We start from the raw sequence: 16,187 nt of genomic DNA on the forward strand, positions 1-16,187 counted from the left end.
TCAGATCTCGAATCTTTAACTTCTTTCCTCGAATTCGCCCTCTTCATGTGAGGGCGAATGCCCCGCCTCTTGATCGAACACGATCAGATCTTCTTGCGAAAATTGCCAGGTCATTATGTCGGACTCATACACGCTCTTAATAGAGCATGGATCATAACGACTTACAACCTTGTACTTCTGATGGTTATCCGCTGCTGAGCGGCTCAATAGACTTCTCTATCCAACGCACCTTGGAATTGTTCTGACCTGCACGGCTCCTGCGCGTCCATGCAGCAGGGCGCCTACGTCAGAGCCTTGGGCTTGTTTTTGGTTTTAGAAGCGTCCGACGGTTTCTCGTCTCGCTCAGTTCAGTGCCGCACGGCAAACTATTGAGGATCTATCGTGATACAAGTAAATCATGATGCTCAGGCTGCGCTATGCGCAAAGGCCGGTATCAACTCCCTCGCTTCGGCTGGGTTACGCTCTTGTGCAGAACTGCAATGCCTGGATAACAGCCTGACATCGCACGATATGCGGGTGCTGCACAAAGTTGCGACGAGAACCCGCGACGATGCAATGCTGCTCGAAAAGAAAATATTGACCCATGCCTCGCCCTTGCTGCCCCAGGCGATCAAGTTGGGTATCAAGCACCCCGGTGTTTCGTTGCAGGATTACCAAGACTGGTTCGGGGGGCGCGCATTGAAATTTGCCGCCCCGGGCGACGTTGCTTCGATGTTTTCACCGGCGGCCTATCTGGTGACGCTGTACCGCGAAGCCCAAAAACTCTATCCCGAGGACAATCCCTGGCATATCGATGTGCGCCGTCCTGACCTCAAGGACCTGACACTGAGCCAGGTGAACCTGGATACGCCAGTGAGCGCGTTGAGCCTGTCCAACACCATCTTGATGAAGCGCCTGGACGAAGCGGGCGAGACCCTTGAGGGGCTGTCGGCCCATGTGGGATACGGGGTCACGCCTTACCATCATCACTACAACCGCTTCAGCCAGGCCCGGCGCCTGAAGGATCCGGCATTCGAGCACATGGAGGGTGCGCCTCATGTCTCCAAGCATCTCGGCGATGCCTCGATGGCCGGGTTTCGTCACGATATCTCGCCCGCCCTGTATGCACTGCTGGTTGATGAAATCACCGATGAAAACGTGGATGCCAAGTTCGCGACCTATTTCCCTGGTACCGTGCCAGAGGAAATGCTGCGTCCTGCCCGGTTGCGCGAATGGTTCGGCCTGACCGACAAGGAGCTGATGGCGTTCATCAACGGTGGGGTCAAGATCGAGGACGAGCGCAAGGGCCCCCAGACGGACGTCTCGGAGCTGATCAATAACGGCGGGGTCATCTACCAGTTAGGCGTCGGCTCGGCCAGCACGGCGATCCTCTACGCGTACCTGTTCTTCCTGGGCGGCGATCGCTGGGAGCTCAGCTTCAGCCTCAAGCAAGCCGGGGCGATCGAGTTCATCCTGGAGGACGTGCATAGCCTCAGGTTGTCGCCGAAGATGGTCGACGACACGGCCTTCAACCCGGGTAAAGAATACCGCTACGCATTCGAGTGGAAAGGGCCGAGTGAGTACCGTTCCTATGCGTCCTACACGGTGAAGTTCGAAAGCGACACCGACCGCGGCCGTGTCCTGAGTGCCCGTTTCGCCACGCCGAAGCTTTCGCCGGCGCACTTCCTGCTCAAGCTCAACAAGACGATCAGGCTGCACAAGGCCACAGGGCTCGATGCGCAGACGCTGGATAGTATCATCCGCAGCGTGGATCCGACCCAGATCAGTGCACAGACCCTAACGGTGCTGTCGCATGCGGTACGGCTGGCCAAGCGCTACGCCATTTCCCATGAGAGCGCCCTGGTCATGGCACGGCAGTTGATCGACGTGGCTGCCCCTGCTGGCCAGATGAGCCAGTTCGACCGCCTGTTCAACGACCCACCGCTGATCGAAGGTGGGCTGGATCCGGAGGCAGAGTATTCCATGCTCGACCTGGATCCCAGCAAGGCTAGCGAGCACGCTGACATCAAGGCCACGCTCAAGCGTGCCTGCCAGACGGATGACGAGGGGTTATACCAGCTGGGTCGGTTCCTTCTGGTTAAACCGAATGACAGGTGGTTGTTTCCCACCACGGTGGACTACCTGTCCGGTCTCTACACCTTGAGCCTGTGGGCACGGTCGCATGGCTTGGCACCGGTCGAGCTGACGTTGTTGTTGGAGACTTTTGGCGCGCCGCGAGAGCTGGGTCAGGCACGGCCGGATCAATGGCTGGCCTTGCTGGAGCGCTTGACGGGGCTGTCCAGCTGGCTGCATAAACGTGGTTGGACAGTCCAGGACTTGGTCCTGATGTCCCGCGACGTGAATGAAATCCCTGCCAGCACCGAAATTACCAATCTGATCAAGGAGATGCAGTCGGCGATCGCCAATGCAGAGCTTCCCGAGGCCCCCGTCACGGAAGACTACCTTCGCGTGCTGACCCCGCTGATCGCCTCGGTCTTTGGCCTGAGCGGGGAAACAACTGCGCAGGCATTGCTCATCTGGGCGGACCGAGCGGCGCCGGGGGGGCTCTCGCTGGTGGAACTGGGCGAGATGCTCAAACTGCAGGAGCCGGTGAGCGATCCAGCGATAGCCTTCGCCTATGGTCTGGCGCAGATGGCGCTGATCGTGCACGCCAGCGGTGTCACCGCCGACCTGCTTGCGCTGCTGGTGGAGCAACCCCATCTGCTGGCCGACGAGGCCGTGGAAGGCGAGGCGAGCCGCGCAACCCTCAAGCGCTCCATGGACATGGTGGTGGCACTGACGGACTTCAGTGCCTGGCTGAACGAGCTGCCGGACGCCGCGGGCGCAAGCGGCGCCCTGCTTGCCGCGCTTAACGCCAAGGGGGTCTCGCCCGCATTGCTGGCCCAAGCCACGGGGCAGGCCGAAAGGCTGATCGCCCAGGCGGCCAAACAAGCCGATTGGAAGGGCGACGTGAAAGACGCCTCGAGCCTGGTCAGTGCGCACGAGATCGCGGTTGTACGGCAATGGCTCGACCTGGCAGGCGCCTTCGGCGTACAACCGGACACCGTCGCGGCGATGCTGCTGCCAGAGCATACCTGGAACGATTGGCGAACGCTGGCGGACGCCTTCGAGGGTGGTCTGGACGCTTCGCAGGTCAAGCGGGCGCAGGTAGCGGTCGAGGCGCCGCTCAGCAGTGCCCTGGCTGGCGTGCTGGCAGGGCGCATGAACTTCGGCGTTGAGCAGTTGAACCAGCACCTGCTGCTCGACAGCCTCAATGGTGCGCAAGTGATGACTTCGCGTATCGCCGAAGCCATGGCGGCACTGCAGATGTTCATCCATCGCACCCTGTCCGAGCCGGAAGACAAGCATGCCCTGAACACTGCGGCACTGGACCGACAGTTCTTCCGCGACTGGACCCGCTGGAACGCCCGCTATGCCACCTGGTCGGCCGGGCAGATGCTGATGTACTACCCGGAAAACTACATCGACCCGACCGTGCGCCTGGGCCAGACCAAGGCGATGGACGACATGCTGCAGGTGCTGGGGCAGGCGCAGATCAACGGCGATACCGTGAGCGATGCGTTCCATGGCTACCTCAGTGCGTTCGAGGAAGTGGCGAACCTGGAGACCATCAGCGGTTATCACGATGGACGCGATCCAGACGCCGATAGCCAGCATGCGCTGGGCAAAACCTGGTTCATCGGCAGCACACGTGGCGAGCCTCGCGAATACTGGTGGCGGATGGTTGATGAAAGCAAGCGTGGGACCGATGGCGTACTGCCGGCCAATGCCTGGACGCCTTGGACGAAGATTGAACTGGCGGCCCAAGTGCAAGGCCGTCTTATCCGGCCGGTGGTCTACCGTGAACGTCTATATCTGATGTGGGTAGAGCGCCAGGAACACATCATCACCCGCGATGACAAAGGTGAACCCAAGGATCGTGAATGGCGTTGGTCCTACAAGCTTGCCTGGCTGCGCTATGACGGCACCTGGAGCATGCCACTGGATTACCCGATATCTTCGACGGTCGTGATAGAACTCGAGAGTAATAAGGTTGAAATAGAAAAATTATCGTTGTTCCTCGCTTATATGCCAGGGCTGAATGCGCTTGTGGCAGGCATGTATGAACGAGGCAAAAGGATAGGCTATGGCGGTATCGAGATCTATGAGGCCCTGAACAGCAAGGCGATAGGTGAGGAGGACTTCACTACCGATTTGGAAGCGAACATGCATTGGCTGGATACCGATGAACACACTGGACTATGCGCTGTGCTCTACAGGAAAGGGCAGGTCATGGAAGGCGGAATTGTCGACACCGGCTCGCCTGTACCGACTGGGTTCAAGACGTTTACCATTTCCAATATGAAGGTGAGGGCCATCGAAACTTCGAATGATGGCGATGACTATAGCTATAGTCTGTACCTCGATACGGTGCTGTCGGTAGAAGGCAAACGTCCGGAGATCGACAATCCTTGGATACCGGTATTGGTAACTGAGTATGAGGAGCTTGCACAGGAAGCCAGGAAGATAAGGGCGCTGGCGCGAGGGCCATGGGGAGCGTTCTTGTTACGTGAGGAGAATCAACAGCTCTGGGCGTATTTCTGCGTCACTCAGCAACGTCTGTCTGAGGTTTTCCCTCACCACATCACGAATATTAGAACTGTATGTGATTATCCGATTCCAAACGAGAAAGAAGACCTCAAATTCGTCTGGGCGCGTGAGGAACAGGCGCGTGTTGCTAAGTTCAGGATAAACTCTGAGGGTCCGCTATCCGAAATTAGCGTAAGGTTTGGTTTGGCGAACCTTTCGTTTACCCGTGAAATCCATGTCATGACGTTACTGGATCATATGGGTGAGCCTGACTTGGTCGCGCCTCATTCATATGTGAATATCCCCGGGGAAATTTCCGGCCATGAAGTAAAGCGTATCGTCAATCGTGCCAATGGGAGAGAGGGTACCGTCGAAACGGCATCTCGTGACTTCGATCTGGGGCGTGGCATGCAACAGTTCAAGTTTACAGGCGTATTGGCAGTCGGCCAGATGTCAGAGTGGGAAGGCCAAGACAAAGCCTCGCATCAATTAGTTTTTCAGTTTGGCGAGGGTAATACTCGCACATGGCGGATCGACCTGACCAAGAAACCCGACACCTCGTCGTACGGTGGGGAGCGTACAGAATGGGTGGCCCGATTCGAAGCCGCTTCCGAGAAAAACGCCATCATTGGTCAAACCGCCGAAGGCGCCCAATATTTCAAGCGTGGCCGATCGGTCACCCGGCTCAATACGCTGTTCGCCCGCCAGCTCACCGAACGTGCAGTCCTGGGCATCGACACCATTCTGAGCTATGACACCCAGCAGATCCCCGAACCCGTCATCGAAGGCAGCGACGCCAGCCCGATGATGGACTTCCGGGGCGCCAACGCGCTGTACTTCTGGGAGTTGTTCTATTACACGCCGATGATGGTGATGCAGCGTTTCCTGCAGGAAGAGCGCTTCGACCTGGCCGAGCAATGGCTCAAATACGTATTCAACCCGACCGGCTATACGGTAGACGGCGTTCACACGTACCGCATGTGGAACGTACGCCCGCTGGAAGAGGACACCTCATGGAACGACGAGCCCTTGGAATCGCTGGACCCGGATGCGGTGGCGCAGAATGACCCGATGCACTACAAGCTCAATGCGTTCATGCGCTTGCTGGACATTACCCTGGGCCGTGGTGACGCAGCATACCGCAAGCTCGAGCGCGACACCCTGAGCGAAGCGAAGGTATGGTACCAGCGTGCCCTGCGCCTGCTGGGCGACGAACCCTGGATCGAGCCGAGCACAGATTGGAATGATCCGTCGCTGGGCGATGCCGCATCGCAAAAGGCGCTGGATGACCGCATGGATGCCCTGTCGATGATGGCAGACGGCGTTTGTGCCGACGATGTGGTGCGCCTGCGTGCGGTAGGTAAAGACCGCGCCGAGGCGGGCAGAACGCTGTTCCTGCCCGAAGCCAACCGCATGCTGCTGGGGTATTGGGAAGCGCTGCGCATTCGACTGTACAACCTGCGGCATAACCTGACCCTGGACGGCCAGCCGTTGAGCTTGCCGCTCTACGCCACGCCGGCGGATCCGAAGGCCTTGTGGGCCGACGCCGTTTCCGCGCAGGCGGGCAACGCGAGTGCCTTGCCAAAAATCGACCTCGTGCCTGCCTTGCGCTTCATTCCCCTGATGGAAGGCGCACGGACCATGGCCTCGCAGCTCATTCAGTTCGGCAGCACGATGCAAAATATCCTGGAGCGCCAGGATGCCGAAGCGTTGGCTGAGTTGCTCAATACCCAAGGCGTGGAGTTGGCGGCCAGCAGCGTGAAGTTGCAGCAGCAGACGCTCAATGAACTGGTCGCCGAACGTGAGGTGCTGACGGCGTCATATGCAAGCGCAAGCCTGCGTCATACCCATTACCACCAGCTCTACGAGCAGGACATCAATACCCGCGAACACCTGGCACTGGACCTGTCCACCTCGTCTCAGACCATCAGGGCCGCTGCGAAGGGGCTGCACATGGCGGCCTCGTTCGCCGACGCTGTGCCGAACATCTTTGGCCTGGCCAATGGTGGTGGTCGCTGGGGGGCGACATTCAATGCCATGGCCATTGGTACAAGCCTGGCTTCGGATGCGCTCGATATTGCCTCGTGGCGTATGGGCCAGGAAGAGGCCTACCGCCGCCGTCGCCAGGAGTGGGAGATCCAGTACAAATCGGCCGAGCAGGAAATGAAAGTCATCCAGGCCCAGCTCGACGCCCTGACTGTGCGGGAAACCTCGGCCAACATGCAGATCGCACATATGCAGACCCAGTCGGCCCACGCCCAGGCGCAACTGGCCTTGTTGCGTGGCAAGTTCACCGGCAAGAAGATGTACAGCTGGCTGCGAGCGCGTCTGGCGAGCATTTTCTATACCTACTACGACCTCACTGCCTCGCGTTGCATGATGGCGCAGAAGGCGTTGCAGTGGGAAATGGGTGACGACACCCGCTACCTGCGCACCGGCACCTGGAACGGCGCTTGGGCTGGTCTGCTGTGCGGCGAGGGGCTGATGTTGGCCCTGGGTCAGATGGAAAACGCCTGGGTGAAATGGCAGAAACGTGAACTGGAAGTCAGCCGCACCGTATCGCTGGCGCAGCTCTTCGAAGGGCGCTTCGAAATAGCGGATACGGTGAACCCTGACCTTACGCTCAACGATGTCATCAAGCTGATGCTCGACAAGTCACAGAAGGTCACGGTCAAGGACGCCGAGCTGACCAAGTTCGAGATCACCGACACGAAAGATCTGGCGATTCATTTTGGCCTGAGAGAGCTGGGCCTGACGAAAGACTTCGCCAACAGGTCATGCAGGGTTCGCAGCCTGGCCGTTTCCTTGCCAGCCTTGCTCGGCCCTTACCAGAATGTACGGGCTCGTCTGCGCACGGACTTCCAAGGCTTGCCGCTTGGCTGCGAGGAAGTGGCGATTTCCCATGGCATGCAGGACAAAGGTTTGTTCCTGTCCGATGCCGGTGATTCCCATCCGCGCTGGGGGGCTCAGTGGTTGCCTTTCGAAGGTCTGCGCATCGTCGAGGACGAGGACGAGGACGGCAAATATCGCAACACGACCATGACGTTGAGCTTCACCGACGTCCTGGGTGAGCAGAAGACCCTGCTGCAAAGCCTGAGCGATATCCTCGTGCACGTTCAGTTCACCGTCCGCTGATCTTGCTAGGGAGGCTCGCGCCTCCCCCCTGCGACCACGCCGCGCAAGCCATCGAGCTTGTGCGGCGTTTTTATTTTAGGATCCATTCCCATTCTCAAAAAGCCCGTGCGTTTCGTCCGTGCTCCAGTACAATGGCCAACTTTTTTTCGAGTTCTTGTTCAGCCCTGGCTGGGATTCAAATGCTGATCGGTAGTTATTCCTCTTCCCTTGTATTGATCTCATTGTGCGTGGCCATCCTGGCGTCCTACACCGCCCTGGACCTGACCGGTCGCATCGCCACGGCCAAGGGCCGTGCGGCCTACCTGTGGATGGGAGGAGGCGCCTTCGCCCTGGGCGTAGGCATCTGGTCGATGCACTTCATCGGCATGCTCGCCTTCAGTTTGCCCATCGAGCTTGGCTATGACCTGACCCTGACCGCGCTGTCGCTGCTGATCGCCGTGCTGTCCTCGGCCTTCGCCCTGTGGCTGGTGAGCCAGCCTAGCCTGCCCTGGCTGCAGTTGGCGCTTGGGGCGTTGATCATGGGCGGCGGGATCGCCAGCATGCATTACACCGGTATGGCGGCCCTGCGCATGCTGCCGGGTATCGACTATGACCCGACGTTGTTCGGCGTATCCCTGGGCATCGCCGTCGGCGCATCGGCGGCGGCGCTGTGGATCGCCTTCCGCCTGCGCCAGCACACCCCTTATGTGCGCCACATACGGGGGGCAGCTGCGGTGGTGATGGGTATCGCCATCGTGGGCATGCACTACACCGGCATGGCAGCAGCCAATTTCCCGGAAGGCAGTTTCTGTGGCGCGCTGGCCGATGGCCTGCGCGGTGATGGCCTGGATTACCTGGTGCTGATCACCACCCTGGCGGTGCTGGCGGTGGCCTTGCTCACCTCGGTGCTGGATGCACGCCTGGAGGCCCGTACCGCTGCACTGGCGCACTCGTTGACCCTGGCCAACCAGGAGCTCACCCAGCTGGCCCTGCATGACACCCTGACCGGCTTGCCCAACCGCACCCTGCTGGCCGAACGCATCGAGCAGTCGATCAGCAAGGTGGAAGAGCAGGGTGGTTGCTTTGCCCTGATGTTCATCGACCTGGATGGCTTCAAACCGGTCAACGATGCCTTTGGCCACCATGTCGGCGATCAGTTGCTAAAGGCCGTCGCGGCGCGCCTGCGTGGCCATTTGCACAGCCAGGACACCCTGGCGCGCATCGGTGGCGACGAGTTCGTCCTGCTGGTGGCGCTGGACGAGCCGGCCGATGCCATGGACGTAGCGGTCAAGCAGGTGGACCTGGTGGCCCGGCCTTACCGCGTGGCCGAGCACGACCTGCAGCTTTCCGCGAGCGTGGGCATCGTCCTGTACCCTGGCAACGGCCAGGACCAGCATGAACTGCTGCGCAATGCCGACGCCGCCATGTATCACGCCAAGAGCGCGGGCAAGAACGGCTATAGTTTCTTCGACGTGTCCATGAATACCAATGCCCGCCAGCAGTTGCAGTTGCTGCAGGACCTGCGTGCTGCCTTGCAGCATGGCCAGTTCCGCCTGCACTACCAGCCCAAGTTCGATGCGGTCGCTTGCCGGCCGATCGGTGCCGAGGCCTTGTTGCGTTGGGAGCACCCACAGCAAGGTCTGCTGCTGCCGGACCGTTTCATCGGCCTTGCGGAAAAAACCGGGCTGATCATTCCGATCGGTGATTGGGTGCTCGGCGAAGCCTGTCGGCAGATGCGCCTGTGGCTCGACCAGGGGCGCAGCGACTGGCGCATCGCGGTGAACCTGTCGGCCATCCAGTTCTGTCACGCCGGGCTGGTCGACAGCGTGGCCCGCGCGCTGCAGGGCAACGACCTGCCGGCCAATCGCCTGACCCTGGAAATCACCGAAACCACCGCCATGCGCGACGCAGACGCCAGCCTGGCGGTACTGCAGAGGCTTTCCGACATGGGGGTGGACCTGTCCATCGATGATTTCGGCACCGGCTATTCCAGCCTGATGTATCTCAAACGCCTGCCCGCCAATGAGTTGAAGATCGACCGCGGGTTTGTCCGCGACCTGGAGCAGGACAGCGATGATGCGGCAATCGTCTCGGCCATCGTCGCCTTGGGTCAGGCCCTGGACCTGCGGATCGTCGCCGAAGGGGTGGAAACCAATCGCCAGCAGGAATTCCTCACCCGCCTGGGTTGCGATTCGTTGCAGGGGTACCTGCTCGGCCAGCCCGTACCGGCCGAACAGTTCATGGAACGGCTCGGTGCCATGGGCCAGCCTGGCGATGAAGTTCGGGCTAGCTAGACCGCGTCTCGCAGCACACAGGAAGGTTCGAACGCCTCCATCTCGGCCTCGACGGCCTCGATGATACGTTCCACGTCCGCAGCAGCCATGATCGCTGCGCAGGGAATGCCGGCGATGGCCAGCAAGGTTTCGCCGGTGGCGCGGTCGAACAGCCGTGCGACCATGCTGCGCGGGGCATCCATGCTTGCTTCGAAGCCCAATGGGTGGAAATGCCAGCGCATCACCTGGCAGGCGTTGGGGAACGTCATCTTGTTCATGCCAGCCTCCTTGTTCTGATCCTGAACCCGGTGATCGGCCGCTCACTCGGCCGGTGGGAATCTAACCATAGCACCTGTGTCGCCAGTGTCTCGCGTCGAACATGACAAAAATGCCATTGCTTGACGTGCGTCACAGGCGACCGGTGCCTGGCCGAGTGCCGGCAGCCGCCGGGGCAAACGTTTTTCTGGGCGATAGCGGTCGGGCCGGGAGGTTCCGGCCACTGTCGAAAAACAGCGCACTTTCGGACCAGCGGTCCACGGATATGTCAACCCAGCAGGCCGGCTGCGATGTTGATGGTGAACCCGAGGATCGCGGTATTGAACACCAAGCCCGCCCGCTGAGGGTGAAGGCGAAGTAGTGGAAACCCAGGGCCCCTCGCGCCCGCGGTCGAGCGATGGTCGGCTGGGTAAGCATGGAGCAATCCTTGGTTCGAACAATGGGGCGCTAATGGGGTACCATCCCGAACCATGCCAGCGGCAAATCCCTTGTATATCAGGGTAATGGCACGCGAAGGGTCGAATTGACCTGGCCGTTTTATTGTCGCTCTGACTATCAACCACGTCGTATTGACTCGCTTCATGCTTCGCCTGCCGAAGCTACCGCTACAGGATCCATGTTTTGTCCGATCACCTGCACAATCCGCTGCTGCAGTACCTGGCCCGCCTGGCCCCTTCCAGCCAGCTGACCATGCGCTACATCCTCCAGGACGCAGCCGACCGCCTGGGTTTCGTCGACTGCGATATCACCGAGGTACCTTGGCACTTGCTCGAGCCTGGCCATGTGGTCGCCTTGGTGGCGGCGCTGCGCGCCGATGGCTACGCGCCCAATACCTCGTCGTTGTACGTGAATGCCGTGCGTGGCGTGATGAATGAGGCGTGGCGCCAAGGCCTGATCGACCATGAAAAACTGCTGCACATCCGCGAGGTCAAGCCGGCCAGCGGCAGCCGCCTGCCGCCGGGGCGCAACCTGCGGCGCAGCCTGATCCGCGAGCTGATGGACGTGTGCGCGGCCGATCCGCGCCCGCAGGGCGTACGTGACGCTGCGATCATCGCGCTGCTGTATGGCACAGGGATGCGCAAGTCCGAATCGGTGGACATCGACCTGGCGCAGGTCGACTTCCAGGCGCGCAGCCTGCAGGTCGTGGGCAAGGGCAATCGGCAACTTATCAAATACGCACCGGCCTGGGCATTCGAGAAACTGCAGGCCTGGTTGGACTTGCGTCGCGCGCACCTGCCCGCGGGCGAGGCGGATGATGCCTTCCTGTTCAACCGCATTCGGCGCGGCAGCCACATCACCCGGGCGCGCATCACCAAGCATGCGATCTATTACATCGCCCGTCAGCGAGGGTCGCAGGTGGGGGTGAAGATCATGCCCCACGATTTCCGCCGTGCCTTCATTACTCGGGTGATCGAGGAGCATGACCTGTCGATTGCCCAGAAGCTGGCGCACCACGCCAATATCCAGACCACCGCCAGCTATGACCGGCGTGACGACAACGAACGACGCCGGGCGGTGGACCGCTTCGACTACTGAGGCGCAGAGAACAAGCGGCTAGCGATGCCGCTTGTGGGAGCCAACTGTCTTGAGTTGCTTGCCCCGGTCCTATCGCTGGCAAGCCAGCTCCCGCAGGTACGGCGGTATCTCTGAAGACAGCGCAGGCCTTGTGGGAGCGGGCTTGCCCCGCGATCAAGGGCGCAGCCCTTGCCAGGCGACGTGATATCGGGGCAGGCCCGATCGCGGGACAAGCCCGCTCCCACAGGACCTCGCAAAATCAATTAGTTGCACCTGTTCTATGAGAGCGGGCGCGCAGCGGCCGCAAACCGGGCGAACCCGGCCCTTCCTTCAATCAATGGATGCTCGACGCCAGCTCGAAGATCGGCATGTACATGAGGATCACGATCAGGCCGATCAGCAGACCGATGAAGGTCATCAGCAACGGCTCGAACAGGCGCACGAACCATTCCACCCAGCGACCGATCTCCTGATCATGGAAGTCGGCGCAGCGTTCGAGCATCTCGCCCAGGTTGCCTGAGCGCTCGCCCGCCCGCAGCAGGCGTAGCGACACCGGCGTCACCAGTTGCCCCATCTCCAGTGCATCGGACAGCGGCAGGCCTTCGCCCACGCGTCGGCAGGCGTGCTCCAGGCCTTGCGCGGCGGCGCTGCCGAGCAGGCCACGGGCCATACCCATGGCGGTGAGGATGGGGATGCCGCCTTGCAGCAGAATCCCCAGCGAACGATAGAAGCGGGCAAGCTCATACATCACCAGGCGCTGATGCAAGGCCGGCAGGCGGCGCAACTGATGGTTGGCCCAGCGGCGCACGGCAGGGCGGCGACGCAGCAGCGCCAAGGCGCAAAGGCCACCCAGTACCGCCGATGCCAGGGGCAACTGCTGCGCATGCAGGAACAGGCCGACCTGCATCAGGATCCGCGACAACCAGGGCAGCTCGCTGCCCATGCCCTCGAATACCAGGCTGAAGCGAGGCACCACATAGCCGAGCAGAAACAGCACCACGCCGCCGCCCACCAACAACAGCAGCAACGGATAGACCGAGGCGCCGACCAGCTTCTGCCGGACCAGGTCCAGGCGTTGTCGGTAACCGATATAACGTGCCAGGGCTTCGCCCAGTGCACCGGTGCGCTCGCTGGACTGCACCAGGGCCACATACAGGGCGGGGAACACCTTCGCCTGCTGGCCCAGCGCCTGGGACAACGAATGGCCCTCGTAGAGCTGGCGTACCAGCGCCTCGAGTACCTGGCGCGCCGAAGGGGTAGGGGCCTTCTCGGCCAGGCTCTCCAGGGCTTCGATCAACGGCAGGCCGGCACTGAGCAAGGTGCCCAGTTCCTGGCTGAACAGCACGAGGTCGAAGCTTGGCGTACGCAGCCAGGGCAGTGCGCGCAAACCGCCGCCCTGGCTGCGCAGGCTGACCACCCGCAGGCCTTGGGCCTCGGCGTGGCGCCGCGCCTGGCCGGCATCCTCGGCCTCGACCTGCAACTGGACGATGCCCTGTGGGCCTAGCGCCTTGAGGCTGTAGCGCATGGCGGCTCTCCTCATTGCCAGCTGGTGATTTCGGCATTTTCTCCGTCTCCGCCGGGCTGGCCGTCCTTGCCCATCGAGAGCAAGTCGTACTCGCCGCCGTTTTCACCGGGTTGGCGGTAGATATAGGCGCGACCCCAGGGGTCTTGGGGCACGGCCTTCTGCAGGTAGGGCCCCGACCAGCGTTGTTCGCCACTCGGAGCGGCTACCAGTGCCTGCAGGCCCTGCTCGCTGCTGGGGTAGTGGCCGACCTCCAGGCGGTACAGGTCCAGTGCCTTGCCCAGGCCTTCGATCTGCGCTCGGGCGACCTTCGCCTCCGAGCGGCCGAGCTGGCTGAAATACTTCGGCGCGACGATGCCGGCCAGAAGGCCGAGCACCACCAGGACCACCAACAGTTCGAGCAGGGTGAAGCCGCGTTGGGTGATGGATCTGCGCTGCATGGTGAAACCCTCCAGTGCGTTCGGGCAGGTTTGCCTTCGCCATGCAACAGCCGTGCACGTCTGGCTCGGGGCCTTGCGCCATGCGCCATGGCAAGCGGCACAGTGCTTGCGTTCCAGCTGGAAACCTCGGGTTTTCCGGGGCATTTCCCCCACATCGGGGGCCACGACGGGGAGGCAGCCGACATGCGTGGAATCATCCTGGGATTGATCTGGCTGGCGGCGGGCGCCGCCCAGGCCGATATGTACATCGCCATCGATGCCAAAGGCGGCTACGTGCTATCCAACGTGCACCGGCCAGGGCGGCACTATGAGCGAATCATCAGCGAGCCGCAGGCCCATGCCGGGCCTGTCGATGCGCAACTGATCACCGGGCGCCCCTACGCTGACCTTGTGGCCGACGCGGCGCGTACCCATGGCGTGCCGCAAGCGCTGCTGCATGCGCTGATCAAGGCCGAGTCCGGTTACAACCCCAAGGCGCGCTCACCCCAGGGCGCGGCCGGGCTCATGCAGCTAATGCCTGGCACGGCGAAGGAAATGGGGGTCAAGGATGTGCTCGACCCCGCGGCCAACCTGCAGGGCGGTGCGCGTTATCTCAAGCGCATGCTCAAGCTGTTCGACAATGATATAACCCTGGCCGTGGCCGCCTACAATGCAGGCCCGGAAGCTGTGCTCAGCCGAGGGCGGGTGGTGCCGCCGTTCGCCGAGACGCAGAAGTACGTGCCCAACGTGCTGCGTGACTACCGCCGCTTGCAGGGGCTTGCCGAAGATGCGCCGCTCTACAGCGGGTGGTGAACCGGGCCTTGCGGCGTTTTGCCGGGAATCTGTTCGGCGAGCGGCGGGCGAACCCCCAACTCTGGGCTATAACCTTCAAAGGTGCCCAGCCGTTGGAGTCCGTCATGGACCTCGCCCCACGTTCCGACACACTCGAAGTGCCCGCAGGTGGTGATGGCGGTAAGGTCCATAAGCCTTTCGACCTGTTGCGCTGGTATGCCTGGGTCAGCCTGGCGATCATCATCTCGGTGGCCGTGGGCCTGGGGTTGATTTCCAGCCGTTTCATCATCAACGAGAGCGTCGAGCGCGATGCGCTGCTCACCGCCCAGTTCATCCAGGCCATCGCCGACGCTGAAGTGCGCCACGTGTCCATCCCCAATGTGCGCACCATGGGCGAACTGCTCGACTCGCGCATGGACCTGGCCATGCCCGATGTCGACCCGGATGCACGGAGGCGCGCCCGCGGCGAATTCCTCGACCATATCGCCCACCTGCCGGACGTGCTGTTGGCTAATATCTACGCGCCGGACCGCACCGTGATCTGGTCGAGCAACCCGGCGTTGATCGGCAAGATGATCGAGTCCGACGACGACCTGGAGCGCGCCTTCGAATATCGGATGCAGGTTTCGGCCAGCTACCACGATTTCGACGACGCCCGCAGTGAACAGAAGTTCGTGACCCCGCCCAAACAATTGTTCATCGAGAACTACATCCCGCTGTTCGACGCCGATGGCCAGCGGGTCGCGGCCATGGTCGAGATCTACAAGGAGCCCCATGACCTGATCGTGCGCATCGAGCACGGCCTGCTGCTGATCTGGCTGGCCATCGCCATCGGCGCGAGCCTGGTCTACCTGGGCCTGTATGGCATCATGCGGCGCGCCGCCCGGGTGATGGCGGTGCAGCAGAAGCGGCTGATCAGCAACGAGACCTTCGTGGCGCTGGGCGAGATGTCCTCGGCAGTTGCGCACAGCCTGCGCAACCCGCTGGCTAGTATCCGTTCAAGCGCCGAACTGGCCCAGGCGTTCGATGAAGGGCCGGCGCAGAAGAACATCAACGACATCATCAGCCAGGTCGATCGCATGTCCCAGTGGGTGCGTCAGCTGCTGCAATCGCTGCGCCCTCTCAACGACGACGCGATCCCCGTGGACCTGCCGCAAACGCTCCAAGACAGTCTGCAAGCTTTCGCCGTGCCGCTGGCGCGCTGTGGGGTGAGCCTGGACCTCAAGCCCTTGCCAGCATTCCAGGTGCTGGGCCATCCGGTGTTGCTGGGGCAAATCTTCAACAGCCTGATCGCCAATGCCTTGGAGTCGATGGAGCAGGGTGGCCAACTGCGTGTGGAGGTGGTGCGCCAGGACCGACGTAGCCTGACCTTGAGGGTCTCGGACACCGGCCGGGGCATGAGCGAACAACAACAGCGCATGGCCTTCCGGCCTTTCTTCACCACCAAGCAAGGCGGGCTTGGGGTGGGGCTGGTGCTGGTCAAACGGATCATGGAGCGCTTCGGTGGCTCGGTCCGGCTGAGCAGCCGGGAGGGGGAGGGTACGAGTGTTTCCTTGAGCTTCCGGTTGGTCAGAAATTAAAGCCAAATATCAAGTTATGCCTATAAATCATTGTTATTGGTAGTTTTTTGTCGAATGGGTGAGAAATACCCCCAATTGTGGGGTCTGAGTTCCGAAACCAGATTAGATTATTTAAATAACTAACTGA

At 61.4% G+C, this 16,187-nt stretch carries 8 protein-coding genes; 5 read left to right on the forward strand and 3 right to left on the reverse strand.

Annotated elements, in window-relative coordinates:
• The first annotated feature begins 381 nt into the window (after positions 1-381).
• Both IRZ56_RS13225 and IRZ56_RS13230 read left to right on the forward strand, forming a co-directional pair.
• Positions 382-7,704 carry a neuraminidase-like domain-containing protein gene (locus IRZ56_RS13225; protein WP_196145356.1) on the forward strand — a complete coding sequence of 2,441 codons (7,323 nt, stop codon included), beginning with the start codon at positions 382-384 and terminating at the stop codon, positions 7,702-7,704.
• Between the two features lie 179 nt (positions 7,705-7,883).
• Positions 7,884-9,977, forward strand: coding sequence for a putative bifunctional diguanylate cyclase/phosphodiesterase (locus IRZ56_RS13230; protein WP_196145357.1), 2,094 nt, complete (start codon positions 7,884-7,886; stop codon positions 9,975-9,977).
• Here the strand turns inward: IRZ56_RS13230 and IRZ56_RS13235 are convergent.
• On the reverse strand, positions 9,974-10,234 hold the full coding sequence (locus IRZ56_RS13235; RefSeq protein ID WP_196145358.1) for a DUF1652 domain-containing protein: 261 nt from the start codon (positions 10,232-10,234) through the stop codon (positions 9,974-9,976). The genes IRZ56_RS13230 and IRZ56_RS13235 overlap by 4 nt on opposite strands.
• A 619-nt stretch (positions 10,235-10,853) precedes the next feature.
• Between IRZ56_RS13235 and IRZ56_RS13240 the strand changes: the two genes are divergently transcribed.
• On the forward strand, positions 10,854-11,768 hold the full coding sequence (locus IRZ56_RS13240) for a site-specific integrase (RefSeq protein ID WP_196145359.1): 915 nt from the start codon (positions 10,854-10,856) through the stop codon (positions 11,766-11,768).
• 313 nt (positions 11,769-12,081) lie between these two features.
• On the opposite strand, the gene IRZ56_RS13245 is transcribed toward IRZ56_RS13240, so the two are convergent.
• Together IRZ56_RS13245 and gspG are read right to left on the reverse strand one after the other, a co-directional pair.
• Positions 12,082-13,272: a type II secretion system F family protein gene (locus tag IRZ56_RS13245; RefSeq protein ID WP_196145360.1), complete on the reverse strand. Its 1,191-nt coding sequence runs from the start codon at positions 13,270-13,272 to the stop codon at positions 12,082-12,084.
• An 11-nt stretch (positions 13,273-13,283) separates the two neighbouring features.
• Positions 13,284-13,709 carry a type II secretion system major pseudopilin GspG gene (gene gspG, locus IRZ56_RS13250; protein ID WP_043212360.1) on the reverse strand — a complete coding sequence of 142 codons (426 nt, stop codon included), beginning with the start codon at positions 13,707-13,709 and terminating at the stop codon, positions 13,284-13,286.
• Between the two features lie 183 nt (positions 13,710-13,892).
• Between gspG and IRZ56_RS13255 the strand changes: the two genes are divergently transcribed.
• Together IRZ56_RS13255 and IRZ56_RS13260 are read left to right on the forward strand one after the other, a co-directional pair.
• Positions 13,893-14,501, forward strand: a complete 609-nt coding sequence (locus IRZ56_RS13255) for a lytic transglycosylase domain-containing protein (RefSeq protein WP_196145361.1) — start codon at positions 13,893-13,895, stop codon at positions 14,499-14,501.
• A 104-nt stretch (positions 14,502-14,605) separates the two neighbouring features.
• A complete protein-coding gene (locus tag IRZ56_RS13260; protein WP_196145362.1) occupies positions 14,606-16,060 on the forward strand; it encodes a sensor histidine kinase in 1,455 nt (484 codons plus the stop codon).
• Positions 16,061-16,187 lie beyond the last annotated feature (127 nt).

The organism is Pseudomonas guariconensis (genome assembly GCF_015680235.1).
GTDB classification, from domain to species: Bacteria; Pseudomonadota; Gammaproteobacteria; order Pseudomonadales; family Pseudomonadaceae; genus Aquipseudomonas; species Aquipseudomonas guariconensis_A.

Coding starts and splice junctions, on each gene's coding strand:
- IRZ56_RS13230 (WP_196145357.1), top strand. CDS start 7,884: ATGCTGATCGGTAGTTATTCCTCTTCCCTTGTATTGATCTCATTGTGC.
- IRZ56_RS13235 (WP_196145358.1), bottom strand. CDS start 10,234: ATGAACAAGATGACGTTCCCCAACGCCTGCCAGGTGATGCGCTGGCAT.
- IRZ56_RS13245 (WP_196145360.1), bottom strand. CDS start 13,272: ATGCGCTACAGCCTCAAGGCGCTAGGCCCACAGGGCATCGTCCAGTTG.
- gspG (WP_043212360.1), bottom strand. CDS start 13,709: ATGCAGCGCAGATCCATCACCCAACGCGGCTTCACCCTGCTCGAACTG.
- IRZ56_RS13255 (WP_196145361.1), top strand. CDS start 13,893: ATGCGTGGAATCATCCTGGGATTGATCTGGCTGGCGGCGGGCGCCGCC.
- IRZ56_RS13260 (WP_196145362.1), top strand. CDS start 14,606: ATGGACCTCGCCCCACGTTCCGACACACTCGAAGTGCCCGCAGGTGGT.